General features: G+C 58.7%; 21 protein-coding genes (1 of these 21 cut by a window edge). 12 read left to right on the top strand and 9 right to left on the bottom strand.

Features of this window, described 5'->3' with window-relative positions; all coding sequences use genetic code 11:
• A protein-coding gene (locus tag O2597_RS18105; RefSeq protein ID WP_269527126.1) for a PLP-dependent transferase crosses the window boundary here: on the bottom strand, nt 1-718 show its start. 785 nt of this gene lie to the left of the window's left edge; 718 of the gene's 1,503 nt are visible here — the first part of the coding sequence; the start codon lies at nt 716-718; its stop codon lies beyond the left edge, outside the window.
• A 101-nt stretch (nt 719-819) separates the two neighbouring features.
• Nucleotides 820-2,691: a glutaminase A gene (gene glsA / locus O2597_RS18100; protein WP_269527124.1), complete on the bottom strand. Its 1,872-nt coding sequence runs from the start codon at nt 2,689-2,691 to the stop codon at nt 820-822.
• Between the two features lie 159 nt (nt 2,692-2,850).
• On the opposite strand from glsA, the gene O2597_RS18095 reads away from it, so the two are divergent.
• From O2597_RS18095 to O2597_RS18075, 5 genes are all read left to right on the top strand, one after another.
• A complete protein-coding gene (locus tag O2597_RS18095) occupies nt 2,851-3,579 on the top strand; it encodes a LysM peptidoglycan-binding domain-containing protein (RefSeq protein ID WP_269527122.1) in 729 nt (242 codons plus the stop codon).
• Nucleotides 3,580-3,650: 71 nt separating this feature from the next.
• Nucleotides 3,651-4,754 carry a GNAT family N-acetyltransferase/peptidase C39 family protein gene (locus O2597_RS18090; RefSeq protein ID WP_269527120.1) on the top strand — a complete coding sequence of 368 codons (1,104 nt, stop codon included), beginning with the start codon at nt 3,651-3,653 and terminating at the stop codon, nt 4,752-4,754.
• Nucleotides 4,755-4,958: 204 nt separating this feature from the next.
• Nucleotides 4,959-7,229 (top strand): formate C-acetyltransferase, encoded by a 2,271-nt coding sequence (gene pflB, locus O2597_RS18085; protein WP_269527118.1) that lies wholly within the window; start codon nt 4,959-4,961, stop codon nt 7,227-7,229.
• 126 nt (nt 7,230-7,355) lie between these two features.
• Nucleotides 7,356-8,141, top strand: coding sequence for a pyruvate formate-lyase-activating protein (pflA, locus tag O2597_RS18080; RefSeq protein ID WP_269527116.1), 786 nt, complete (start codon nt 7,356-7,358; stop codon nt 8,139-8,141).
• 110 nt (nt 8,142-8,251) lie between these two features.
• The gene (locus O2597_RS18075) at nt 8,252-9,760 is read left to right on the top strand and encodes an OFA family MFS transporter (RefSeq protein WP_269527114.1); all 1,509 of its coding nucleotides are present in this window, start codon (nt 8,252-8,254) and stop codon (nt 9,758-9,760) included.
• 9 nt (nt 9,761-9,769) lie between these two features.
• On the opposite strand, the gene O2597_RS18070 is transcribed toward O2597_RS18075, so the two are convergent.
• Nucleotides 9,770-10,279, bottom strand: a complete 510-nt coding sequence (locus tag O2597_RS18070; protein WP_269527112.1) for a glycine cleavage system transcriptional repressor — start codon at nt 10,277-10,279, stop codon at nt 9,770-9,772.
• 203 nt (nt 10,280-10,482) lie between these two features.
• Here O2597_RS18070 and O2597_RS18065 point away from each other — a divergent pair, with 203 nt between their 5' ends.
• Together O2597_RS18065 and O2597_RS18060 are read left to right on the top strand one after the other, a co-directional pair.
• Nucleotides 10,483-11,331 (top strand): class I SAM-dependent methyltransferase, encoded by an 849-nt coding sequence (locus O2597_RS18065; RefSeq protein WP_269527111.1) that lies wholly within the window; start codon nt 10,483-10,485, stop codon nt 11,329-11,331.
• Nucleotides 11,332-11,397: 66 nt separating this feature from the next.
• Nucleotides 11,398-12,120 (top strand): DUF6901 family protein, encoded by a 723-nt coding sequence (locus O2597_RS18060; protein ID WP_269527109.1) that lies wholly within the window; start codon nt 11,398-11,400, stop codon nt 12,118-12,120.
• A 10-nt stretch (nt 12,121-12,130) separates the two neighbouring features.
• On the opposite strand, the gene O2597_RS18055 is transcribed toward O2597_RS18060, so the two are convergent.
• Genes O2597_RS18055 through O2597_RS18040 form a run of 4 tightly spaced genes read right to left on the bottom strand, consistent with a single transcriptional unit; the run spans nt 12,131 to nt 15,862 of the window.
• On the bottom strand, nt 12,131-13,129 hold the full coding sequence (locus O2597_RS18055; protein ID WP_269527107.1) for a hypothetical protein: 999 nt from the start codon (nt 13,127-13,129) through the stop codon (nt 12,131-12,133).
• 10 nt (nt 13,130-13,139) lie between these two features.
• The gene (gene larB, locus O2597_RS18050; RefSeq protein WP_269527105.1) at nt 13,140-13,877 is read right to left on the bottom strand and encodes a nickel pincer cofactor biosynthesis protein LarB; all 738 of its coding nucleotides are present in this window, start codon (nt 13,875-13,877) and stop codon (nt 13,140-13,142) included.
• Nucleotides 13,874-15,172, bottom strand: a complete 1,299-nt coding sequence (larC, locus tag O2597_RS18045; RefSeq protein ID WP_269527103.1) for a nickel pincer cofactor biosynthesis protein LarC — start codon at nt 15,170-15,172, stop codon at nt 13,874-13,876. Before larC ends, larB begins: the two co-directional genes overlap by 4 nt.
• 3 nt (nt 15,173-15,175) lie before the next feature.
• Nucleotides 15,176-15,862: a sulfite exporter TauE/SafE family protein gene (locus tag O2597_RS18040; RefSeq protein ID WP_269527101.1), complete on the bottom strand. Its 687-nt coding sequence runs from the start codon at nt 15,860-15,862 to the stop codon at nt 15,176-15,178.
• A 155-nt stretch (nt 15,863-16,017) separates the two neighbouring features.
• Here O2597_RS18040 and larE point away from each other — a divergent pair, with 155 nt between their 5' ends.
• A complete protein-coding gene (larE, locus tag O2597_RS18035; RefSeq protein WP_269527099.1) occupies nt 16,018-16,839 on the top strand; it encodes an ATP-dependent sacrificial sulfur transferase LarE in 822 nt (273 codons plus the stop codon).
• 66 nt (nt 16,840-16,905) lie between these two features.
• On the opposite strand, the gene O2597_RS18030 is transcribed toward larE, so the two are convergent.
• Nucleotides 16,906-18,171, bottom strand: coding sequence for a diaminopimelate decarboxylase (locus O2597_RS18030; protein WP_269527097.1), 1,266 nt, complete (start codon nt 18,169-18,171; stop codon nt 16,906-16,908).
• Nucleotides 18,172-18,289: 118 nt separating this feature from the next.
• On the opposite strand from O2597_RS18030, the gene O2597_RS18025 reads away from it, so the two are divergent.
• The 4 genes from O2597_RS18025 (at nt 18,290) to O2597_RS18010 (ending at nt 23,009) form a co-directional block, all read left to right on the top strand.
• Complete coding sequence (locus O2597_RS18025; protein ID WP_269527096.1) at nt 18,290-18,739, top strand: DUF4870 domain-containing protein; 450 nt, start codon at nt 18,290-18,292, stop codon at nt 18,737-18,739.
• Nucleotides 18,740-18,741: 2 nt separating this feature from the next.
• Nucleotides 18,742-19,620: a cytidine deaminase gene (cdd, locus tag O2597_RS18020; RefSeq protein ID WP_269527094.1), complete on the top strand. Its 879-nt coding sequence runs from the start codon at nt 18,742-18,744 to the stop codon at nt 19,618-19,620.
• Nucleotides 19,621-19,812: 192 nt separating this feature from the next.
• The gene (locus tag O2597_RS18015) at nt 19,813-21,750 is read left to right on the top strand and encodes a TonB-dependent receptor domain-containing protein (protein WP_269527092.1); all 1,938 of its coding nucleotides are present in this window, start codon (nt 19,813-19,815) and stop codon (nt 21,748-21,750) included.
• A 77-nt stretch (nt 21,751-21,827) separates the two neighbouring features.
• Complete coding sequence (locus O2597_RS18010) at nt 21,828-23,009, top strand: PepSY-associated TM helix domain-containing protein (RefSeq protein WP_269527090.1); 1,182 nt, start codon at nt 21,828-21,830, stop codon at nt 23,007-23,009.
• Between the two features lie 170 nt (nt 23,010-23,179).
• On the opposite strand, the gene O2597_RS18005 is transcribed toward O2597_RS18010, so the two are convergent.
• Nucleotides 23,180-24,439: a hypothetical protein gene (locus O2597_RS18005; RefSeq protein ID WP_269527088.1), complete on the bottom strand. Its 1,260-nt coding sequence runs from the start codon at nt 24,437-24,439 to the stop codon at nt 23,180-23,182.
• Between the last annotated feature and the right edge of the window lie 561 nt (nt 24,440-25,000).

The following is a 25,000-nucleotide window of genomic DNA, read 5'->3' as shown; positions in this document are numbered from 1 at the left end:
TATCCGTCAGATCGTAGTGATGCTCCAGAATTTCCCCATCCCTCAGAAACTCCTCCAGAATACAGCCAGAATCGAGATAGAGCCAACCAAGCTGAAGCCAACGCCTGCGCCCCCGCATCGCCTGCACTTCCTGCACAGCACGAAAGCCCGCATAAAAGGCATTCATTCCGGAAGCACACACCAGCACATCCTCAACCGGCACCGTAGACAGGTCGGCAATAGCCTGCTCGACCGCCTGTCGGCCATTCCCCGGAATCCGGTCTTCGCGGTGAGCCGAATCGATCAGGCCAAAACGAAGCAGCCAGGCCTCCGCCTCGCGCGAGGAAATACCACAGCCTATATGCTGAAGGTATTTCCGCAGGCGCGCCCCGAGCGCTTGGTCCAGGGGATCGTAATGCAGCAAGACCAAGCCGGGCTCAACCTCATGCAATACAGGACCCGGCCCCACACAACGCAGCAACTCCAAGGCAGCCCGCTTCCCCGGGATCAACACAGACGCGCGCCCCGACAAGGACTCCCGATCCAACAGAAATTCAATCAGGCGGGTCACGAGAGCATTCTGCACGAAGCGCGGATAACCGCTCGTCATCGCATCCAGCACGCGCGGCTCTTTTTCCTCGTAGCCGCAAACATCCCTCAAAGTCGGCAGACTGCTCGCCACAGCATGCGGACTATTCGGGTAAGGCGTTCCTAGCGGGTAGTGTCGGAGGGTCGTCATATTTTGCCGACACAGAAACGCCTGATTAAAACTTTGGCGAGCCCGTAGGCGCATATTTTACCTGCGACGCAGCAAAAATCCGGCCCCCAAAAACCCCAAGACTACTCACTGCTCAGTTCGAAATTCGCATCCCGCAAACGCCGGGATAAAATACAAGCAAGGTTGCGCAATAGGCCGGCATACAATACCGAACCGGAGGCTTCCAATTTCTCGTACGCTTCCTGAGTCAGCTCCAGCGCTTCAATATCCGTATCCGCCCGGATTTCAGCCGAACGCGTCGACCGGTCCATCAGGGCCATTTCGCCAAAAGACATCCCCGGCGCGAAAATGGCGACACGACGCTCGCGCCCCGCCCCCGTCCCGATCCAGGCACTCGCCTTCCCTCTCAATAAAAAATACATGCCACCGACAGCATCGTCACCGGCCTTCAAGACAGTCGCCCCCATAACAAACCGTACCCGTTTCAGATTGCTCTCAAACGCGGCAACCAAATCCGGAGCGATTCCCGCCAACAATTCACACTCCGCCAAATCAACCTTAATTTGACTGTGACGCCGCACCCCAACCGTCTCCAAGAGCCAGTTTTCCGAGGACTCAAGAGCTTGATCAATATCCTCGAAGATACGAATGCGGTCCCAACGCTTGGGAATATACTTGCGAAGTATCTTGGTCAGGAAGGGCAGATGCAAACAGCGGGAGAGCGACAAACGCCCTCCTTCGTCCATCCAACTGGCCACCGCCATGGCAATCACACCGCAAGAGCTGAAATCGACAGCAGACACGTGTCCGAAATCAATAATAAGCTCCTGCACCCCATTACCCGCATAGGAAAACTCCCGCACCGCCACCTCCGCAGAGGCAAAGACAAGGTCGCCCTGCAGCGTCACAACCCGCACCTTCGAACCATGCTCATCGAGCAACTTCGACTCGGCGCCCGAACGCAGGCGATGGGAACGCATCTTGGACAGATCCGTACGCTTCCGAAGCGCCGAAGTCGACATGCGCGGCGCATGGAACATATGGAGATCGAATTTCCGCGAGATTTCACGGCAAACCTCGATCCCCCGCACGCTATTACCATGCACATCCAAGCGAGGCGAGAACACACCAATCCCCAGCTGTCCCGGCAGTACCGCGGCAATGCCCCCAGCCACGCCGCTCTTCGCCGGCATGCCCACATTATAGATCCATTCACCGGCGGCATCGTACATCCCGCAAGACCCCATAATGCTCAAAATACTTTCCACATAATCACTAACCACGGCACGCAATCCGGTCACCGGATTGATGCCCCCGTTTGCCAGGGTCGCAGACATGATCGCCAAGTCCCGGCAATTGACCGACACCGAGCACTGCATGAAGTAGGCCTCCAGACTCGCCGTCGGATCCTCCCCAATAATTTCAAAGTTCCGCAACATGTAGCCGATGGCCCGATTACGGTGGCCGGTCGAACTTTCCGAGCGATAGACGGATTGGTCGACCGACAGCTGGCGCCCACAATACCGTCCCAACGAATCCAGGATGCGGTTGATCTTCTGCTTCGCACTCTTGCCCTCAACCAGCGAGGTCGTGGCAATCGCCCCCGCATTGATCATGGGATTGGCCGGCTGCCCCGTCCCCGGCCGGAGACTGATCGCGTTGAATGCCTCCCCCGAAGGCTCCATCCAGATTTTACGCAACACCTCCGACTTTCCGTTGTCCTCCAAAGCCATACCATAGACAAAAGGCTTCGAAATGGACTGGATGGTAAACTGCTGATCCACATCCCCCACCTCGTAGACCTGGCCGTCCGCAGTGACCAGACAGACCCCAAACCAGTTCGAATCCGCCTTGCCCAGCTCGGGGATATAAGTCGCTACCTCACCCTCATGATTTTTCGCCAATTCCGAATGTAGACTCTCAAGGATTTTCTGAATCGGGGAATCCGCCAAGGGCTTTGATGCCTCCTTATAGCCATCAGTAGCTTGAATCATAGTACCAGCATAGAGCATAAAACATGCAAAAACCCGAGCCTAACGCCAAAATAAGCTAACAATTTGCCAAAACCGTACACACACACCGGAGAATATTAGGCTGACTCCGGTCCCATTCTTTACAATCCCCCGAGTTTCCGGTAACCATCCTTCCCTCAAATGACCCTCTCCCGCAGAGAATTCCTGACAAAAATGGGGCTGACAGCCGCGGCCGTCACGGCACTGCCGGTTCACCTGACGGCAGGCAGCACCTATACCGTGCAGAAAGGCGACACGCTCGGACATATTGCGCTGCGCTTCGGCACCAGCGTTCGGGCCATCAAGAACGCGAACAAACTCAACAGCGATCTCATCCGGGTCGGCCAAAAACTGTCAATTCCCGCCGACGCAGCACCCAGCACCGACCTTCTGGGAGCCGTCCGGGCCCAAACCAGCAAGATTCCCGTGCGGGTGGACAACTGGAGGCGCATCGTCGTCCACCACAGTGCGATCAAATACGGGAACGCCGCCGCCTACGACCGCGAACATCGCCGACGCGGCATGAAAAACGGCCTGGCCTACCATTTTGTGATCGGCAACGGCATCGATTCCGGCGACGGGGAAATCGAGATCGGCCCCCGCTGGCAGAAGCAGCTGCTGGGAGGACACGTCAAAAGCTACAAGATCAATTTGACCGCGATCGGGATCTGCCTGGTCGGCAATTTCGAAAAGGAACACCCGACCAAGCGTCAACTCGATGCCTTTACCCAACTGATGGACTGGCTGCGCGGCCAAGTCATTCCGAAGGCGATCCACTTTGCAGGCCACAAGGAATTGCGGGGCGAACAAACAGTTTGCCCCGGCAAGAACTTCCCCCTCGCGGCGATGCACCAGCGCTACCCGGGATAAGCACGCGCCTACGCTGCGGCTGATTGCAAATTCCACAGCAAGGCACTAGACATGCACCGAATACATTAAGTGTGAGGGCAAACCTAGACATCCAGCCTGCTGACAAACACCAGATCGACACACTCGTCGCGCTGGAAAACGACTGCTTTGAAACGGATCGCCTCACCCGCCGGAATTTCCAATGGATGCTCTCAAAGGGAAACGCCTCACTGTTGATTGCATCTTATAATGGCGAACTCAAAGGCTACGTCCTGACACTCTTCCACAAAGGCACCTCCCTCGCCCGGATTTATTCAATGGCGGTCGACGCCGATTCCCGCCGCAGGGGGATCGGCGACGCTTTGCTCAAAGCCGCAGAAACCGAAGCCCGAACGCATGATTGCCTCTATTCGCGCCTGGAGGTCCGACGCGACAACCTGGAGGCAATACAGTTCTACCAGAACCGCGGCTATCGGGAATTCGAGACTTGGGCGAATTACTACGAGGACCACGAGGACGCACTGCGCTACGAAAAGCGCATTCGTATCGAATCGCCGGCCACACAAACCCCCGTTCCCTACTATGCGCAAACCACCGAGTTCACCTGCGGGCCGGCATCTTTAATGATGGCCATGGCGGCACTCTCCGAAGATTACCAGTGCCGCCCCAGCGATGAACTACAGCTCTGGCGTGAGGCCACTACCATCTTCATGACTTCCGGACACGGCGGCTGCGGACCCCGCGGCCTGGCCTTGGCCGCCCACGCCCGTGGATTCAAACCGGAAATCTATGTCAGCCGGGACGGCCCGCTGTTCCTCGACGGTGTCCGCAACCCCATGAAGAAAGAAGTGCTGCTCCGGGTGCATGCCGATTTCAAGGCCCGCTGCAAAGAAGCAGGTATCCCTTTTCACCGGAAGGCTCTGGGGATCCAGCAGCTACAAAAACACTTGGATGCGGGCGCCCTCATCCTCGTATTGATCAGCTCCTACCGGCTCTACGGCGAAAAAGCGCCTCATTGGGTGGTCATTACCGGATACAGCGATCGTTTTGTCTTCTTCAACGATCCCTCGGTCGACCATGAGGCGCACGAAACCGAGACAGACCGGATGAACATCCCCATGCTTCTGGGCGATTTTGCGAAAATGGCGCAGTTCGGTCGCTCTCAAGTGAAAGCAGCCGTCGTGATCGCCTCATAGACGATCAAACAGAGGGGCGTCGGCCAGGCGGTCGCATAGCACACGGCCAGTATTTTTAATCCGTTGAATAATGCAGCCTTATTAGCTGTACTAACCATAACTTTGAACTGGATAAGTAATGCTTCAACTGGTTTGTGTATAAGATTACGTTTCGTAATACACCCGTCTAAGAAACACAGCTAACGACACAACATACCAACTGTTATGAACACGACGACTGACACGGCCTCACCCGTTTCAACGCAAGCCGATGCTTGGCGGTCCTTCTCCGAAGGCGCTTGGCAGGACAGCATAGATGTCCGCGACTTCATCCAAAAGAACTATAAGCCCTATGATGGTGACTACTCGTTCCTCAAGGGGCCGTCGGCTCGCACGGATAAGCTCTGGGATGAGCTGAAAGAGCTGCTCAAGCAAGAACGCGATGCCGGTGGTGTGCTCGATGCTGACACTAAAGTCGTTGGTACGGTCGCTTCACACGGCGCCGGCTACATCGACCAAGCCCTTGAGCAAATTGTCGGGGTTCAAACCGACAAGCCGCTGAAGCGCGCCATGATGCCTTACGGCGGATTGCGCATCGCTCAAAAGGCGCTCGAGGCCCACGGCCGCGAAATGGATGCCGAAACAGCGGACATTTTCCTCAAGCACCGCAAGACCCACAATGACGGCGTCTTTGCCTGCTACACCGACGATATCCGCAAGGCCCGCAGCGCCGGTATCGTGACCGGCCTTCCGGACGGCTACGGCCGCGGCCGGATCATCGGCGACTACCGCCGCGTCGCACTCTACGGTATCGACCGCCTGATTGCAGACAAGAAGGCACAGATCAAGGCGACTCAAAACGAAGCATTCACCGAAGACTGGGTGCGCGAGCGCGAAGAAACCCAGGACCAAATCAAGGCTCTCAAGGATCTCAAGACAATGGCAGCCGCCTACGGTCTGGACATTTCACTGCCGGCCAAGAACGCAAAGGAAGCCGTCCAATGGACTTACTTCGGTTACCTCGGTGCCGTTAAGGACCAAAACGGCGCTGCCATGTCCTTCGGCCGCACCGCAACCTTCTTCGACATCTACTTCGAACGTGATTTCGCCGAAGGCACTCTGACTGAAGAAGCCGCTCAGGAAATCATCGACCACCTCGTGATGAAGATGCGCATCGTGCGCTTCATCCGCACACCCGACTACGACGAACTCTTCTCCGGTGACCCGACATGGGTGACCGAAAGCATCGGCGGTATGGGTGAAGACGGCCGCTCCCTGGTGACGAAATCCAGCTTCCGCGTCCTGCAAACCCTTTACAATCTCGGACCGGCTCCGGAACCGAACCTGACCGTTCTCTGGGCACAGGAGCTTCCGCAAGGCTTCAAGGATTTCTGCGCCAAGGTTTCGATCGAAACCAGCTCCATCCAATACGAAAACGACGACCTCATGCGTCCGTATTGGGGCGACGACTATGGCATCGCCTGCTGTGTTTCCGCGATGCGCATCGGCAAGCAAATGCAGTTTTTCGGCGCCCGCGCCAACCTTGCCAAAGCCATGCTCTACGCGATCAACGGTGGTAAGGACGAAAAGAGCGGCGACCAAATCGCTCCGGCCTGCGACGCTTTCACCGGCGACTACCTTGAGTTCGACGATCTCATGGCCCGCTTCGACAAGATGATGGACTGGCTTGCCGCCACCTATGTGAAGGCACTGAACATCATCCACTACATGCACGACAAGTATTGTGCGGAAAACATCATGATGGCCCTGCACGATCCGGTCATCCTCCGCACCATGGCAACCGGTATCGCCGGCCTTTCTGTCGCTGCCGACTCGCTCTCCGCAGTGAAGCATGCCAAGGTGAAGGTCATCCGTAACGACGAAGGCCTCGCAGTGGATTACGAAGTCGAAGGCGAGTATCCTGCCTACGGCAACAACGACGAACGTGTGGATGCCTTCGCCAAGGATCTGGTCGAGCGCTTCATGGACAAGGTCCGCAAGCAGCCGACTTACCGGAACTCCGTGCCGACACAGTCTGTCCTGACCATCACTTCCAATGTGGTGTATGGCAAGAAGACCGGCAGCACTCCGGACGGCCGCAAGTTGGGCGAACCTTTCGCCCCCGGCGCAAATCCGATGCACGGCCGCGACAAGAAGGGTGCCGTCGCCTCCATGGCTTCCGTTGCCAAGCTCCCCTACGAGCACTCACAGGACGGTATTTCCTATACCTTCTCCATCGTGCCGAAGGCTCTGGGCAAAACCGACAACGAGCGCGTCGGCAACCTCTGCAATCTCCTCGACGGCTACTTCGCCGAAGCCGGTCACCACATCAACGTGAACGTCTTCGAAAAGGAAACCCTGATCGACGCCATGGAACATCCTGAAAAGTACCCGCAGCTCACCGTCCGTGTCTCCGGTTACGCCGTGAACTTCATCAAGCTCACCCGTGAGCAGCAGATGGACGTCATCACCCGGACCTTCCACGATTCCATCTAAGGAACGCTCCTTCCGGGCAGGCCCGATGCCGATGCGGGCCTGCCCTTTTCCCAAATCCAACACGACCACTGTCCGGCCCTCTCCGGTCCGGAAACAGAACTACTCACCACTCAACCCTTTGGTCACATGCTCAACAACATCGACACTTATGCCAACACAAGCAGCACCCTTCTTGAGGTCCCCGGCCTTGATACACCCGGCCACATCCACTCCGTCGAAACCTGCGGCACGGTGGACGGTCCCGGCCTACGCTATGTGCTCTTCCTTTCCGGTTGCCCCTTGCGTTGTCAGTACTGCCACAACCCCGACGCACAAGGAAAGCCCTGCGGCGAGGTAAAAACCGCGGGTGAGGCGCTGGACGACATCCTCAAATACAAGAATTTCCTGAAGAAGGGCGGACTCACCATCAGCGGCGGTGAACCGCTCATCCAGTCCGAGTTCGTGCATGCGGTCTTCAAGGGCGCAAAAGAAGCCGGACTTCATACCGCCTTGGATACCTCCGGATTCGTCGGACACAAGGCCAGCGACGAACTACTCGAGAACGTGGACCTGGTCCTGCTCGACCTCAAGAGCTGGAGCCCGATGACCTACAAGTTTGTCACCGGCGTCTGCATCGACCCGACCCTCCGCTTCGCCAAACGTCTTGCCGAAATGAACAAGCCGGCGTGGATCCGCTTCGTACTGGTCCCCGGCCTCACCGACAACGAACGCAATATCGCCGGAGTGGCCGAATTCGTCGCAACACTGTCCAATGTTGAGCGCATGGAAATCCTCCCCTTCCATAAAATGGGTGAAGACAAGTACCGTCAAAGCGGCATTCCCTACCGCCTCACCCACACGCCGACTCCGACTGCGGGCCAAATCGACCGGGCCCGCAACATATTCGCCAGCTTCGGCATCGACGCCATATAGGACCGCAACCTACCGCGTAACGCCGCCGTCAAAGCTCAAGGCGAAGGCGTGCCGCGACACTGACCGATCTACGATTCTGCTTCCCGACTCCCGCAACCCGCACTGAATTTATGAAGACAAAGAATCGTTGGCTCATCGCGGCATCCGCCGTCGGCATCCAAACTTCCATCGGATCCATCTATGCCTACAGCGCATGGAAAATGCCCTTGGAGAATACTTTCGGTTGGTCTTCCACCAAGACCTCGATGGCCTTCAGTATCGCGATCTTCTGCCTGGGCTTGTCAGCCGCCTTCCTCGGTCGCTTCATCCAAAGCCAAGGCCCACGCAAAGGAGGACTGATCGCAGCCGCCTTTTTCTGCTGCGGGCTGATCGGAGCCGGCATCGCCTGCACACTCGAAAACCTTTGGCTCTTCTATCTTTGCTTCGGAGTCATCAGCGGGATCGGCCTGGGCGTCGGCTACATCACTCCCGTCTCTACCTTGGTTAAATGGTTCCCGGACCGCCGTGGGCTCGCCACCGGACTCGCCATCATGGGTTTCGGCTTTGGCGGTCTGATCTGCGCGAAACTGATCGACCAGTTTGCCCCGCCACAGGCCGAAATCGTGCTCGATAAGGAAATCTCAGCCCACGAGTATTACCTGGCGAAGAAAGACAGCCCCGAACAAGCGGCGGATCTGCTGGCGGGTGCCCCCGACATCGAATCCTTCAAGGCCCAAAGCAAGCGCCTGCAGGAACTGACCCATGCCGGCATCACTGACAACGAGGAATATGGCGAACTGAAATCGTTAACCGAGCACTACCGGACGACCCTGATCTACGACAAGCAGTCCATCTGCCGCGCATTCTATCTACTCGGAGCCATCTACCTCTTCGTCATGGTACCGTCTTCGCTCTACATCGCCGTGCCGCCCGAAGGCTACGAGAAAAAGTTTGCGTCCAGCACAAACCCGAAAGCCAGTGCCACCGTCATGCATGAACGGACCGCACGCGAGGCCGTCCGCATTCCGGGATTCTATGGGCTCTGGCTCATGCTGTTCCTCAATGCCACCTGCGGGATCGCGGTCATCGCAACCGCCAAGAAGATGGGCTACGAAATGGTCCACCTCTCCGACAGCATGGCAAACCTGATGGTCATGGGGATCTCCCTTTTCAACGGCCTCGGCCGTATCGCCTGGGCAACCCTCTCGGATAAAATCGGACGGGCCAATACCTTTATCGCCTTCTTTGTCATCGAGATCGCAGCATTCCCTCTGCTGGCCAACCTCACCGGAACACCTTTCGCCTTCATGGCGGTCACCTTCCTGATCCTTACCTGTTACGGCGGCGGGTTCTCCACCATTCCCGCCTACATCAGCGATCTCTTCGGCCTCAAGTCCATGCCCACCGTGCTTGGTTATATCCTGACGGCTTGGTCCATGGCCGGGATCGTCGGCCCCTTGCTCAATTCTTACGTATATGAAAAAACGCACAGCTACCAGCAGAGCCTCTACGTCTTTGGCGGCATGATCGCGCTGGCACTGGTCATTTCACTGCTGATGAAAGTCGAGACCAAGCGCCTCGGCCACCATCACAGCAACGAGGAAATCGAGGACGCCCGTCCCCATACACACGGGAACTAATCCACAGCCTCAATCCAGTAGCCGCACATCCACCAGAATGTCGGCTGCAATTTCTTCCAGACGCAAGCGGATCGCGTCGCGGTCGGCATCCGGCACACAAGCCAAACGTGCTTTCGCCCGGAACAAGGTCGCCCCGGTATCCGGAGCGGTCTCGGTCGAGGTGCTGAGCTCCTCCACATTGACCTTGGCATAGGCCAGCGCGGCAAAAACATCCCGGACGATGCCCGGGTGGTCGCTCCCTACGATCTCCAAGTCGAATTGGTTGACCAGGCCCGGCTCGCCCGCTTCGCCCGCAACAATCATGACATCCAGGTCCTGGATCGTGCGCATGGCGACTTCCAGATCTTGTTGCCGGTCTCCCGGAACGCTGACCTGCAGCAAGCCCACGAAATGCCCGGCCAGATGTGCCATCCGGGAATGCTCCCAGTTGCCGCCGTGCAGGGCAATCACGTCAGCCAGCTCCTCCACCAAACCAGAGCGGTCATCACCGCTGATCGTCACGACAAGAACAGAATGCATGGAGGCGGAGACTAGCGCTCGCCCCCACATGCGCAAGCACAGGATATGCACCACCTGGCCACCCCGTAACCCGCACAAGGCTTTTTCAGTCGGCACTCTGCCGGAAACATTTCATGGAGGCGCTTTGCGGACGGTAAAGCGATGAAAGTCACACTTTCTACCTTTTACTTTCCCGCCTTCATACATTCATACTCCCACGGAAAATGAACGACTATTCACTCCTCGATAGCGGCGGTGGCCGGAAACTGGAAAGATTCGGCAAAGTTACGCTGGACCGTCCCTGCGCCCAGGCAGTCTGGAACCCGGCCCAACCCAAGCTCTGGAAACAGGCGGATGCCTTTTTCACCCGCAAGAACGGGCTCGAGTGGCGTGGACGTGAACAGTTGCCGGACAGTTGGCACGCCATGGTGAACGGGGTGAAAATGAAACTTTCCACCACCGATTTCGGGCACCTCGGCGTCTTTCCAGAAACACGCGAAATGTGGAACTGGATCCGTGAAACCCTTCGCGCGGAATCCTCCAAACGCCAATCCCCTCTCAACTTCCTCAACCTTTTTGCCTATTCGGGCGGTGCCACGCTGGCGGCTGCCCAGGGCGGCGCACATTGCTGCCATGTCGACGCCTCCAAGGGAATGGTTCAATGGGCCCGTGAAAATGCCGATCTTAACCAACTCGGCGACCACCCCATCCGATGGATCGTCGACGACTGCAACAAGTTCATGCAGCGTGAAATCCGGCGCGGCCGCCGCTACGACGCCATCCTCCTCGACCCGCCTTCCTTCGGCCGGGGCAAGAGCGGCGAGCTCTACAAAATCGAGCATGCCCTCATCGAGACACTCGAACTGGTCAAAGCCGTCCTCAGCGACCAGCCCTGCTTTGTCTACCTCACCAGCCACACCCCCGGCTTCACTCCCATCGTCCTGAAGAACCTGCTCCAGCAGCTCCTTCCGAAAGGGAAGCTCGAATGCGGCGAAATGCTGCTCACCGGAGCCCCCGGGGTCTTCGATGTTCCCAGCGGTACCTGGTCACGCTGGATGTCCGCAGCGAAATAGGAACACGCCCAGATGCGCGGAGCTTGCATGCCGCGATTAAATCGGTCAGCGTGCCGAAACTACCCGATGTCACGCGACCCCCATACGATTACCTACATCTTCGGGCTCGAAGATGAAGATCTGGTCTTCACGATTGATACGCGCTACGAGAAGATCCAGACGCGCGCCCCGTTCCGTGCTCCGGAAAACTATCCAGACTGGACGCTGCTTCATAAGGACCAGTGCCCCTGTTGCCCGCTCAAGACGAGCGATAGCCGGTTCTGTCCCGCTGCAGTGCGCATTCATGAAGTCCTGGAAACCTTCAAAGGATCGAAATCCGTGCAGAAAATCGACCTGACGGTCGAAACCACGCGCCGGGTGTACCAACAGGACTGCGACCTGCAAAGTGCTTTGAATTCGATGCTCGGACTGCAAATGGCCACCAGCGGCTGCCCGGTCCTGATCCGGCTGCGCAGCATGGCCACCTTCCACATGCCCTTCTGCTCCTTCGGTGAAACCCTCTACCGTACGGTCAGTTCATACCTGACTCAGCAATTCTTTATCTACAAGGAAGGGGGCAGCCCGGATTGGGACCTCCAGGGATTGAAATGCTTCTATGAAACCCTCGAAGGGCTGAACCAGGCCTTTTCCCAGCGCATCAAGGCAATCGAGGAAAGTGATGCGGCCTCCAATGCAATCATCATGTTCTTTGCCGCCTCGATAGTCGTGGCCGATGCCATCGATAACAACCTCAGCGAATACAAGGACTACTTTACCGGACGCGCCAGCCAACCTCCCCAAGGCGGCTGAAGGCTCCAACTCAGCCCGAAGACAGACTTGAAAACTGTCCCTTATAGCGGCGTGTGATCTTCCCGATCGCCTCGGCGGCCTCCGGCTCCACTTGAAAGCCGACAAAATGGATGCGCGGCTCAATCCCATATTCGCGGGTCAAGTGACGGAGCGTTCGCTCCACATCCTCCCAGGGCACATCGCCGCCACGCACCGCGGCCGATGCATTACGCTGGAAATCGCCGTCCGCCACGATGAAGATCACGTCCGGCTCCATCTGGAAGGCGACCGTCAGCGCGCCCTCAATACCATCGACCTGAAATGGAAGCTCCGTGGACTTTCGGCTGGAGCGGACATTTCCCGCCACCCACTGCTTGGCGTTCTGCTTGTTACGGGCTCCGGCGGCGATCAGATAATCCCTGAAGGTACCCACTTTCCGGGCAAAGGGAACAATCCCGAACAGGGTGTTGGCATTCAACCCGTCAATCAAACCCGACAACTCCCGAACGAAGACATCCGTGCTCACACCCACCGCAGCCGCCTTGTTCCAAACCGTCGCACTGTTATCGAATAGGATCAGGATGCGCTGCCCGCTATCCTCGATTCCGAAGAGCGAAGCCGAGGACGAATCCGTCTTCAGCCCTTGCAGCGCCCCCAGTACCCCGGACTGCCCCAGCAGGGCATCCGACTGGAGTGCGGCGGGGTTCCGCTCAATCGGATTGAACTCACTGCGCGGCAGGTCGGGCAGCGAAGGCATGGTATCCGGCAGGAGTGCCGCGGTCTGGATCCGCTCCATCATAAGCGGCGAGCTCGCCGCGTTCTGAAACTCAGCCAGTGCCACCTTGTGTTCGAGTTCTTTCTGCGGGAGGTAGATTTTCTTGCGGGCGACAAACTCGGGGTCTTCTTTGAGCTCCGGAACAAGCACCACCACGAAGACCGCCGAAAAGAGCAGGCCGACCTGAATCAGTATGGCCAGAGCAAACGGCCCCAGCTTGGAACGCCGCAGGGTCGCGACAAGAGAACTTTGCATGCAGGATGGTTTAGAGACGGTTGATGGTGTTGGCAAGATAACCTGCCCCAAAACCGTTATCTATATTCACCACACTCACGCCCGAGGCACAGGAATTCAACATGCCGAGAAGCGCCGCCACCCCGCCGAAGCTGGCGCCATAACCAACGCTCGTAGGCACAGCGATCACCGGAGCCTGGACCAATCCACCCACCACGCTAGGCAAGGCGCCTTCCATTCCGGCGACAACAATCACCACCTTCGCCTCCAGAAGCACATCCAAGTCCGCCATCAAACGGTGCAAGCCGGCCACCCCGGCATCGTACAGCGTATCGACGCTGTTGCCGAAGAACTCGGCCGTCAGCCTTGCCTCCTCGGCGACCGGAAAGTCCGAAGTCCCGGCACAGGCGACCGCGATTCGGCTTTCCACCGCTTCCAGCGGGTAAGGGCGAATCATAAAAATGCGGGACAATTCGTGGTACTCCGAATGGGGAAAGGCCTGCAGCAAGGGCTCGGCTTTTTCACGGCTCAACCGGGTAACGAGCACGTTCTGTTGATGATCCAACAATGTCCGGGCGATCGAAGCCACCTGCTCCGCGGTCTTGCCTTCACCAAAGACCACCTCCGATGTTCCCTTGCGCCGTGCACGGTCCAGGTCCACACGGCTGTGCCCGAGGTCTGCAAAGCGACCGCGCCGCAGCGCCTCGGCCGCGGCTTCCACCGTCAGTTGCCCGTCTCGCACCGCTTTCAGGATTTCCTCGGGACTCATTTGCGATCCGGCCCGAGCGCCAATACCTCCTCGATGATTCGCTGCACCTCACGCAGGGACATGTCGTGCTTCAAGGCAAGGGCCTTGCAGTCTTCATACTCCGGCTTGCGGCGGCAAATACGGCCCTCCGCGTCCCGGGCTATTTTAAGGCGCACCGGCCCCAGTGTCGTATCCACCGTTTCGATACTGCGCGGCAGCGTCACCCGCTCCCACTTGCAGCGCCGCAACCCAAGGCTGCGACTGTGCTTCATAAAGGCGGCTTCCACCGCCGGCAGCGCCCCCTCGCCGGCCAGCGCCGATACCACGACACCGAGGCGCCCCTTCTTGAACGTAGCCGCCGTTTGCCAGACATCCAGGGCGCCGGCATCCAGCAACTGCTCGCAGAGGAATGCCACGTGCTCGGGCATCATGTCGTCAAGATTGACCGCAACTTCCCACACCTGTGAATCCGCAAGCGGGCTGGCCGCAGCCACATCCAGTAAGGCCACATGCAAGACATTCGGAAGATTCGGATCCTTGCGCTGCCCGATCCCCGTGCCCGCTTTCAGCTGACGGCCGCTGAGGACCGTCTCGAAGCGGCACTGCTTGCCCATCAGGATGGCGGCACCCGTGGGCGTGGTGGCCTCCTTGTTGGTGCCGTTGACGCGAACCGGAACGCCTTCCAGCAGGCGTGCCGTTGCGGGCGCGGGAACCGGCATTCGGCCGTGCGCACACTGTACCGTGCCCCCGCCGAGCTCGACGGCCGAAGATGCAATCGCATCAACCTCAAGCAAATGCCAGCAGACCGCGGCACCGACTATATCGAGAATGGAATCGACCGCGCCAACTTCATGAAAATGCACCGCATCCGCCGGCTTGTTGTGCACAGCCCCCTCGGCTTCCGCCAGCGACTGGAAAATCGCGATCGCATCGGCCTTCACCTTCGGGTGCAGGCCGGAGCCCTCGATCATCTCTCGGATCTCGCGAAAGGTCCGGTGCGCGGCGTGTTGATGGCCGTGTGCCCCATGACCGTGCTCCCCATTGCTGTGCTCATGAGCATGCGTAGGGACGTGCGAATGATGATCGTGCGAATGTGGTTGCTGCCTTTCGACGGCATCCGATTCGAGGATCACATCACACCGGGTCCCGCTGATACCCGAACGCACGTCCTGCTCGCTATGAAGCTGCCAGCCTTCCAGTGGAAGACGCTCCAGCTCCCGCACGAGATCCTGGGGATTCACCCCGAGATCGAGCATCGCTCCGAGATTCATATCGCCGCAGATCCCGGCCACACAGTTATAATAAAGTAGTCGCATGTTTTAAAGTCCCACATGGATCGCCGCGCCACAGCTTAGAACGACAGCGCCGGCCACCACATGACTGTAGCGTCCATAGCGCTCCGCCTTGAAAAAACTGATTCCGCGCAGCATCATCCACACGACACACAACATAGTCGAAATTGTCGCGACTGCAAACAGTCCGATCACTGCGACACTCAGGCTGAAATGATGCGCGAGGGAAGGATAGAGCAGGAGTGGGATCAGCGCCTCACAGGGACCGAAAACGAACACGACAAAAAGGCTCCACCCGGTCAGGTTCGCCATTGGCACGGATCTCCCGGGAGTATGGGCATGGCAGCTGCCGTCCGCATGCACATGGCTATGCCCGACATCCCCGGAGACGAAGCGTCGCAGGGCCCAGACCAGATAGAAGAGACCGAAAATAATGAGCAGCCAGGCAGCCATTTCGCCACGCGCCGATTCGAGGGACTCCAGGCTCCCGAGAGACCAGCCGGCCATGGCGCCCACACAACCGATCAGGACGGATGCGGCCACATGCCCCAAACCACAAAGAAAGGTCAGGAACAAAGTACGTCGCACAGACCAACTGCGGGCTTTGCCCAAAGCGACAAAGGGCAAATAGTGGTCGGGTCCCATCAGGGTGTGAGTCACCCCAATCAACACCGCGGAACTGAGAAGCGTGGTCGTGCCGGTCACTGCATCCATTCAAACCCGCATCTTGCCCCCCGCTCCCCGCCCCGCAAGGCGGAAATCGTATTTCCTTTTGCGTAGGGCGGGGATGTAAGCGAACCCAGCGGGGAAGCTTGGCGTATCGAAGGACTCCCATTGACAGCACGCAGCACAAGCGTAGGATTCACCCTATGTCGAATAGCAACGAGGTCTTGGAATGCATTGCGCGTCTGGAGCGCTGGTTCGCCCGTTGCGACGGTGCCATCACCGCCTTTTCAGGCGGGGTGGACAGCTCTCTGGTGGCCTTTCTCGCCCGGCATTTTTTGGGCCCGGACCGGAGCCTTGCAGTCATCTCGGCCTCCCCCAGCCTCAAAATGTCCGAACTCGAGGCCGCCCGCGGTTTTGCCCAGGCCAACGACATGCCTCTGGAGGTAATCGTTTCGGGCGAAATCGAAGACCCGAACTATTTCACAAATCCGGCCAACCGTTGCTACTATTGCAAAGACGCCCTTTACGGAGAACTCGACCGGATGCGGCACAAATATCCGGACTGGTGGGTTTTAAGCGGCGCGAATGCCGACGACACCTACGACTACCGCCCGGGTCTGGAAGCCGCCAGTGAACATGCCGTGCGCTGCCCGCTCGCCGAATGCCGGATGAGCAAGGAAATGGTGCGCGCTGTGGCCGCACATTTCAAACTTTCCTGTTGGGATAAGCCGGCCAGCCCCTGTTTGGCCTCACGCATTCCCTACGGGCAACGGGTCACCGTCGAAAAACTGCGTCAGATTGAAAAGGCCGAAGCCTGGCTCAAGGAGGCCGGCTTCCCGATCAACCGCGTGCGCCACTACGGGGAAACCGCACGTGTCGAGGTCCCCCGCAAGGAGCTCGCGCAGCTTGAGGCGATCCTCGACCGCATGCAAGCAGCCCTGGCGGAAATCGGTTTTGAAAAGGCGGAGATCGACCGCGAAGGCTTTGTCTCCGGCAAGCTCAACCAAGCCTTCGCCAACGCCTAAGGCATCACTCAGTTAGCGGCGGCTGTCCCGGCCGCCATTTCGACGCCCGGTGACAGGCAGCAGCCGCTACGCGACCGGAACTTCGTTGGCCCAAATATCCTCCAGCTTCTGGCGGCGACGGATCAACTTCGGAGCCCCCTCCACCGTGAGAAGCACTTCGGCCGCCTCCGGATAGGAATTATAGTGCTTCGGCGTCATGGCCGCAGCGTAGGCGCCGGCACCGTCGATCACACAGAGGTCGCCGGTCGAAGCCAGAGGCAGGGAACGCGTGGCCAACAACTCCGGATCCCCCGGAGCCGGAGTCAGGATGTCGCCCGACTCGCAGCAATGCCCCACCACCACATAATCCTTTTGCGCGGCGGCAGGCGCCGCCTGCAGGAGGTGTATCGGGTGCTGGGCGCCGTAAATCGAAGGCCGCAGCAACTCGGTCATCCCCGTATTCAGCTTGATGAAATCATAGCCGTCCTCACCGGTCGAAACAACATCGTGGACCTCGGCGAGTAAGGCACCCGCATTGGCCACCAGATAAGTGCCGGGTTCGACCTCCATGCGGATCTCACGACCGGTCTCCGCGGCGAAGGCCTCGAACTTTTCCTTCATCGGCTGCCCGATGACCTGCAGGTCCGTGGTCTTCTCGTCGGGCATGCGACCCACCTTGTAACCACCCCCGACATTGAGGATACGCACATCCGGGAACTGCGCCACGAGGCTAAAATTCATCTGTGAAACCTTGAGCCAGACATCGGGGTCACTTCCGGATCCAATATGGGTGTGGATACGGATCAGCTTCAAGTCGTACTTCGCGACCAGTTCCTTCACCTGGGGCACAAACTCATGCCAGATGCCGAAACTCGAGGACGGCCCGCCCACATTCGTACGGTTGTTGCCTCCGGAACCCGCCCCCGGATTCAAGCGCACCCCCACCTCGGTGCCCGGGCGCAACTGCCCGTAACGCTCGAGCTGTTGCAGCGAGCAGGCATTAAACTGGATCCCCAAGCCAAGGAGATCTCCCAGATCCACAGGCACTTCCTGCGCGCTCAGGCTGATCTTCTCAGGAGCCACCCCCGCGGCGATCGCACGCCGCACCTCGTGACCGGAACTCGCATCGATGTGGAGGCCCATACCGGTAAAGAGCTTCAGAACCGCGGCATTCGGGCAGGCCTTCATGGCATAGCGCGCGGTCAAGCCATAGGCGTTCGGGAAGGCCAACACCGCCTCCGCGTTCGCGCGCAGGGTCGCCTCGTCATACACATAGACCGGAGCACCGAATTCGTCGGCGATGGCACGTGCACTGGTGTAGGTCAGGAAATTGGACTGATTGGATGAAGCCATGAGGGGCAAACAAAGAGGCTTGGCGCCAACTGGCAAGCGTGATTCAGCACGGACTGCGCGACCACCGGCCAACCCGGCCGCTTGCATTTTCCGGAACAAGCCGTTAGACATTGGAGCCATGGATGAAGTCCCGCCACAGCCGCCCGCCCACAGCCCGAATGGGGCGGAAGGCAACTCAACCCCCGAGCCCGACCGCACATCGGGCATGCTTTGCCATCTGCTCGCACTCTCCGGCCTAATCGGGGTGCCTTTCGGCAATATCGTCGGCCCCTTGATCATCTGGCTGATCAAGAAAGACCAGGACCCTTTCGTCGACCGCTGCGGGAAGAACTCGCTCAATTTCCAAATCACCGCAACCCTGGCCATGGCCATCCTGACCGCAGGCGGTTTCATCTGCGCGATCCCGATGGCCCTGATCCCCTTCATCGGACTGCTCTACCTGCCCTTCCTCGTCCTCCTCCTATTTGGCCTCATGATTGCTGTGACCGTACTGACCGTCATCGGCGGCCTTCACGCCAATGATGGCAAGCACTACAGCTACCCGTACAGTATCGAGTTTATCAAATAAGCATGCTCCCCGTTCCACAAATCGACCTGGCCCCCATGCTCGAGCATGCCAGTCCGGAGTTAAAGGCGGCAGTCCTAGCCCAGGTCGAGAACGGCGCATTCAGCGGCTGCCTCAAGGATTTGCCCGGCGACCCCGCATCGCTCGGCGCCACATTGCTCCCCTTGGCCAAGTCTTTCGCGGTCTGCCCGATCTCAGGATTCCGGGTCGGCGCCGTCGCCCAAGGAACCAGCGGCCGCCTGTACCTCGGAGCGAATATGGAGTTTACCGGAGCTTCTTTGGGCAACAGCCTGCACGCGGAACAATCCGCCGTATTAAATGCATGGATACACGGCGAAACCTTGATTTCCCGGCTCAGCGTGTCCGAGGTTCCCTGTGGACACTGCCGCCAGTTCCTTTGCGAACTGGGCAATGCCGGCCAACTCGTGATCAGCTATAAGGACCGGCAGGTGCCGCTCCCGGAACTCCTGCCCGATGCCTTCAATGCTCTCCAACCCGAGCCCCACGACCTCCTGAACCCGCCCCCGGCCTCGCTCCAAAGCATCCATCCGATCCAAAGCAATATTTGCCAGCGTGCGCTCAATGCAGCACAACGCAGCTACACACCCTATACACACGCCGCCGAAGGCTTCATCATTGAAGGCGATAACGGCCAAGTCTTTGTCGGCCGTGCCGCGGAAAGCGCAGCCTTCAATCCCAGTGTCCCCGCAGTCATCTGCGCGCTGAATCAACGAAACCTTTCCCATGGACGCAGCTACAGCATCCATGCCTGTGCCCATGCGCGGATCGTAACCGCCCTCAACGGCGGCTTCGAACTCGCGGAATCCCTCCTCGGCAAGATCACCACCGCTCCGGTTGAGCGCGTGCTGATGGAGTCCGCCTAAAATACAGACGCCTCCGAGGCGGAAAGCCTGCCCCAAAGCATCCAAATTGTTACCAATTCGGCTACAGGCTTTCGAGGTGGTGAGGTGTGAAACGACATCCAGAGCCCCAACCGGACGGAGCATTTTTCCTCCCGATCGGGGCAGAAATCGGGAATCCAAAATTGATATGCTTCCGGCTCATCAATTTGGATTATGCAAAACTTAACTCACACAAGAATCATTTATACTGTCTTCGGCGGACTCGTGCTCGGCGCAAGCCTGGGCGCAGCCGACGAGACTTCGACTGCCGTGGCGGAACTGCAGGAAACCGCACTCACGGGCCAAAAAGCCGAACCCCCTGAATTCACGGCCGAAGACGCCAACACCGTCGATGCGATCGAGCTGCAGCAATGGTCGGCCAACGACCTTGAGGATGTATTCAAAACGACCCTCAGTGTCCACGCGGCGGGGGGCCGCCCCCAAACCCAGGATATCTTCATCCGCGGAATCCAGACAACCCAGGCCAGCGTCACGATCGACGGCGCCCCCCAAAGCGGGGCCATATTCTACCATGCGGGCAGCGGCGGCAACATCGAACCGGAACTGCTCAAGTCCGTCGAAGTCAGCGCCGGAACCGGCAGTGCACTCAATGGTCCGGGTGCGCTGGCCGGTGCGCTCTCCTATGAAACCAAGGACGGCTTTGACATGCTTCGTGAAGGCGAAACCATTGGGGCGCTGCTCAAGGCCAGCTATTTCTCCAGCGGAGAAGGCGGCTACAAGCTGAGCGCTTCCGGTTATGGGCTGATCAGCGAGAACTGGAGTTATCTGGCGTCCATCGGTTATTCCGACTTCGGCAATTACGAGGACGGCGACGGCAATGAAGTGATCGACAGCGAGTACGAGCGCCGCAGCGCCTTTGCAAAAATTGCGGGCCAGCTCACGGATGCGCAGACTCTGAAGCTCAGCTATGAATATCTGGAAGACCAAGGCAAGGGAGGGAATCGTATCAACATCGCTCCCGAAGACCCATCCGATCAAAACAATTACCAGGAGCGTAATACCGCGACGGTCCAATACGACATCAACCCCTTGAACAACGACTGGGTGGACATCGAATCGACGGTCTATTTCACCGAGCGCAGCTTGACCGGCGACGACATCGACAGCTCGATCCAATCCATCGGCCTTGACCTGAGAAATACGAGCCTGCTCGGAGACATCGAATGGACTTACGGTAGCGACTACCGGGTCGACACCCACAAGACCACCAAGATCGGGGGCAAGGATACCGGTAAGGTGCTCGGCTTCTATACACAGGCGGAGTGGGACGTGACTTCGATCCTGACACTGTCGGCCGGGGCCCGCTATGACCGCTACCAGTTGGAAGACCGCTTCGGCGTGGATGTCGACAATGATGGCTTTAGTCCCAACGGCACCGTCATCCTCCGCCCTGTCGACGGCTTGGAACTGCATGCCACCTATGCCCAGGCGATGCGGGGCGCCTATCCGGGACAGGCTTTCTTCGACAGCATGGTGCAGGATCCGGACATGAAAGCGGAAGAGTCCGAGAACATCGAATTCGGCTTTGAATACAACTTCCAGAACTTCTACCTGGGCGCCAATGTCTTCCAGCTTGAGATCGACGATGTGATCAATCCGTCCTACAACCGCAGCACCGGTTGGCGCAGCAACATCGGTAAGTTCAAGAGCAAAGGCTACGAAATCTTCGCCGGCGCCCAATTCGGGAATTTGCAACTTCGTGCCGGCGTCATCGATACCACACCTGAAGTGGAAACCTACGAAGGCAGCACAACGGACCAGTCGAGCCTGATGAACAACTACACGGGACGCGCCTGGACCGCCAATGCCGAATACAAATTTGAAAATCTCAACCTGAGCGCCGGCTGGAACCTCTACTATGTCGAAAGCGTGACCTCCGATTCCGGCCGCAGCGTGAGCGAGAAGAAACCCTACGCGGTGCATGATGCCTTTGTTCGCTGGAGCCCTGCTGCGATCGACGGGCTGACGCTCAACCTGACTGTCAGTAATCTCTTCGACCGTCATTACTACGACCAGGCCACCTTCGCGTATCAAAACGGCTACGCGGCGACCGGGCGTGAAATCGGCCTCAGCTTCAGCTATCAATTCTAGAAACGATCCAGTCCCGTTGACGAAGAGCGCTTGTGGCCAAATATGGACACAAGCGCTTTTCTGAGTGCAAAATCATCATGAAACTCTTCCGAAAAATCCTGTTCTGGGCACACCTTTGCCTCGGCCTGGCCGCCGGCGTATTGATCGCACTCATGTGTCTGACCGGTGCGATCCTTGCCTTTCAGACGGAAATACTCAACTGGGCGGAAGCCGATGCCATCCAAGTGGAGGATCATGGAACCCGGGAACGCCTCAGCGTCGACGAGCTCGTTGCCGGCGCAAAAGCAGCCGCCCCGGAACTACCGTTCAGCCAGGTCGAAATCCCTTCGGCTGAGGATGAGGCGTGGATCATCCAAGCCGGCCGAGGCGAGTTCCGCTACCTCGACCCCTACACCGGGGCGTTCAGGGAAGGCACCGCCGTGGGACTCCGTAAGTTCTTTCATCTGAACCTCATGCTTCACCGCTGGCTCGCCCTGGAAGGTGATGCCCGTGGCCTCGGCAAGAACATAAACGGAATCTCGAATGCCGTCTTTCTCTTCCTCGCCCTGAGTGGGCTTTATCTCTGGTTCCCCCGACAGTGGCGTTGGAAGCAGTTCAAACTCGTCCTTTTCTTCAAATCCTTCTCCCAAGCCAAAGCCCGCAATTTCAACTGGCACAATGTATTCGGTTTCTGGGCACTCCTGCCCATCGTCCTGATGGCTTTCACCGCGGCGATGTTCCACTACGACTGGGCGCGGAACACGGCGGACGCATTGTTCGGGCAAAGCCCTCCGCGTCCGGGGCAGGCTCTTCAGGCGGAAGCAAGAAGTGAGACGGTAAGCGGACCGGACCTGAGCTTGGAAGAGCGCTTTCAGATTGCGGCCGCCTGGCCGCAAGCATGGGACTCGATCCAGATGTCGATTTCCACCGCAGAGGGGCAGCCATCAGGCAAGCGTCGCGGCCCGCCGGCCCCCGACCCCGCAGTGGTGCTGGTGCAGGAATCCGGTCTTTGGTTTCCCTTCAATCGGCCGTCCGAATTGATCATCCACCCCCAGAGCGGCGAGATTGAAGCCGAGCGCACGCCACGCGAACTCAGCCTGAAACAAAAGATCCGCAGTTCCTTCCGCTGGATCCACACCGGAGAGGCGGGCCTGCTCCCCGGCAAGATCATCGCCTTCCTCGGCTGTGTCGCCGGCATCGTGCTGGTTTACACCGGCTTTGCCCTGAGCATTCACCGCCTCAAAAGCAGCCTGCGCAAGAAGAAGCAGCGGCAAGTGTGACGAGATAGGGGATCAACTCTCACTCCTGTAGCGAAAGCGCGACAGCGATTTCGACAAGGCCTGGCGACTCTGCAGCGGACGTGCAGAAGCCCGTCCCTTCATCAAATGCGTCTCCATGAAAACCCGCTAGAATGAATGGACCGATGCGATTTCATTGAGGCCCCCCAACTTTAGTCCCAACCGATCCGCCGCGCCAGCGCGTCCCGCAGATCCGACTCCATCCGGGCTGACTGTACCCATTTGAGTGCCTGATGCGGCTGCGACCGGGCCCATTCGTCAATCGTGTCGACCAGCGCATCCATACGCAGGTTCGGATCCGAGATCGTATTCGTCCAAGCCGCAACGGTTTCCGGATCATAGTCCAGCATGGTCGTCGCAAAGCCGAGAATGGCCGCATCCTTTTCAGGGCCATCGGCTTTCTCACTGAGCCACTGCGACGCGGTCACCGAATCCGTCCGGCTCCACTCCTCCATCAAGACACGGGCATTCTCGGGTGAAGACAAAGGATCGTCCGAGGGAAGACTGCCGAGCCAACGTGCCGCGCGCATCGGCTCCGCTTCCGCCAGACTGCGCAGGTAACTGGTCACCAGGCCCGGCACTTCCATCTGCGCATTGACTTCACGAACGTACGCTTCGGCCGCTTTCGGATCGTCCGTGGCATACGCGGCCACCACCGAATGAATCAGATCCCGGTTCCCAGTCAGCCTCGCCTCTGAGAGTGCCCAGCCCGAAGCCGCCTGCGGATCCACCTCCGCCCACGACAGCACCATGGATTTGGCGGCCTCATCCCGCAAGACCCCAGGCTGCTGCCGTCCCAGCCAGCTGCTGGCTTCCTCCGGATACCGCTTCACCCAGTTTGCCATCAGCGCCTTGGTTGCGGTCACCTTGCTGGCATCATTGGCCATGCCCTCAACCCACTGAGCCGCCGAAATCGGGTCTTCCTTGCTCCAGAATTCCATGCCGCTGTACAGGGTCTCCATACGTGCCATTCCCTGCGCATTGGATTCCAGCCAGAGCATGGCATTGTCCGGCTCCCGGGCCGCCCAAACCGCGACAACTTCCATCATCCCACGCAAGCGGGCTTGCCCCTCGACCTGTTCCTGCAGCCAGAGCATGGCCGCCTCCGGATCCTCCATGGCACGACGCCGCGCTTCCGCAACAAACGGATCCTCCGGCACAACCTGCAGGACTGTGCCCGATGGCCCAGGCAAGTCAGGCGCCTCGATGCGGTCCGGTTGCGGCACTTCTGGTCCGCGGTCTTCCAGGTCCGCAGCTGCCGCCCCCTCCGCCGGAACCGTCTCCGACTGAAAAACCAGGGCTTCCTGTAAGTCCTCAAATTCCAAACGCACCCAAACCACCAATGGCAGGAGGACGAACAACAAGAGCAGATCGACACCGACAATCAGGAATGTGCGGGTTTTGCTTTGCATGGTTAGTGGCAGGTTTTCCAGAGCATGCGCGTTGCCGATCCGGAATCAAGGCATACCTTGGCGGGATGCGGGATGCGGGATGCGGGATGCGGGATGCGGGATGCGGGATGCGGGATGCGGCATCTGCGTAAACGCCAGGTACAGCAGGCAAGGCACAAATTTGAATGATTTTCAAGGCAGGCCCCCGTCTCTCCCACCCGTATCCCACTTCTCGCATCGCCAAGAAAAAGTTCCCCTCCTTGGCGAAGGAGGGGTGGATGACGCGACAGCGGCAGACGGGGTGGTTCGTCGTCCTGCAACAGCCGGCAACGAACGACTCACGAAACTTCGCCCAGCGTAAACCCCTCCGTCTGCGTCAAGCGCAGCCACCTCCCCTGCGAGCAGAGGAGGAGCTCAAGTTGTCCCCAACTACCTTCAACAAACAACTCCGAAAGGGGGTACAGGTTCAGGACATAGGTACCAAAAAAGGTTCAGGACATGGGTAACACTTTCGGCCAGAAAGGGTGATGCCATGGAGAGAAACCAAAATGATAGAAGAACGCATGAATTTTGCCTTAAAGA

The organism is Coraliomargarita parva (assembly GCF_027257905.1).
Taxonomy (GTDB): Bacteria; Verrucomicrobiota; Verrucomicrobiia; order Opitutales; family Coraliomargaritaceae; genus Coraliomargarita_A; species Coraliomargarita_A parva.
Note: the sequence above shows the minus strand (reverse complement) of the source record. Positions and strands in the feature narration are given on the sequence as shown.

Coding starts and splice junctions, on each gene's coding strand:
- glsA (WP_269527124.1), bottom strand. CDS start 2,691: ATGATTCAAGCTACTGATGGCTATAAGGAGGCATCAAAGCCCTTGGCG.
- O2597_RS18095 (WP_269527122.1), top strand. CDS start 2,851: ATGACCCTCTCCCGCAGAGAATTCCTGACAAAAATGGGGCTGACAGCC.
- pflB (WP_269527118.1), top strand. CDS start 4,959: ATGAACACGACGACTGACACGGCCTCACCCGTTTCAACGCAAGCCGAT.
- pflA (WP_269527116.1), top strand. CDS start 7,356: ATGCTCAACAACATCGACACTTATGCCAACACAAGCAGCACCCTTCTT.
- O2597_RS18075 (WP_269527114.1), top strand. CDS start 8,252: ATGAAGACAAAGAATCGTTGGCTCATCGCGGCATCCGCCGTCGGCATC.
- O2597_RS18070 (WP_269527112.1), bottom strand. CDS start 10,279: ATGCATTCTGTTCTTGTCGTGACGATCAGCGGTGATGACCGCTCTGGT.
- O2597_RS18065 (WP_269527111.1), top strand. CDS start 10,483: ATGAACGACTATTCACTCCTCGATAGCGGCGGTGGCCGGAAACTGGAA.
- O2597_RS18060 (WP_269527109.1), top strand. CDS start 11,398: ATGTCACGCGACCCCCATACGATTACCTACATCTTCGGGCTCGAAGAT.
- O2597_RS18055 (WP_269527107.1), bottom strand. CDS start 13,129: ATGCAAAGTTCTCTTGTCGCGACCCTGCGGCGTTCCAAGCTGGGGCCG.
- larB (WP_269527105.1), bottom strand. CDS start 13,877: ATGAGTCCCGAGGAAATCCTGAAAGCGGTGCGAGACGGGCAACTGACG.
- larC (WP_269527103.1), bottom strand. CDS start 15,172: ATGCGACTACTTTATTATAACTGTGTGGCCGGGATCTGCGGCGATATG.
- O2597_RS18040 (WP_269527101.1), bottom strand. CDS start 15,862: ATGGATGCAGTGACCGGCACGACCACGCTTCTCAGTTCCGCGGTGTTG.
- larE (WP_269527099.1), top strand. CDS start 16,018: ATGTCGAATAGCAACGAGGTCTTGGAATGCATTGCGCGTCTGGAGCGC.
- O2597_RS18030 (WP_269527097.1), bottom strand. CDS start 18,171: ATGGCTTCATCCAATCAGTCCAATTTCCTGACCTACACCAGTGCACGT.
- O2597_RS18025 (WP_269527096.1), top strand. CDS start 18,290: ATGGATGAAGTCCCGCCACAGCCGCCCGCCCACAGCCCGAATGGGGCG.
- cdd (WP_269527094.1), top strand. CDS start 18,742: ATGCTCCCCGTTCCACAAATCGACCTGGCCCCCATGCTCGAGCATGCC.
- O2597_RS18015 (WP_269527092.1), top strand. CDS start 19,813: ATGCAAAACTTAACTCACACAAGAATCATTTATACTGTCTTCGGCGGA.
- O2597_RS18010 (WP_269527090.1), top strand. CDS start 21,828: ATGAAACTCTTCCGAAAAATCCTGTTCTGGGCACACCTTTGCCTCGGC.
- O2597_RS18005 (WP_269527088.1), bottom strand. CDS start 24,439: ATGCAAAGCAAAACCCGCACATTCCTGATTGTCGGTGTCGATCTGCTC.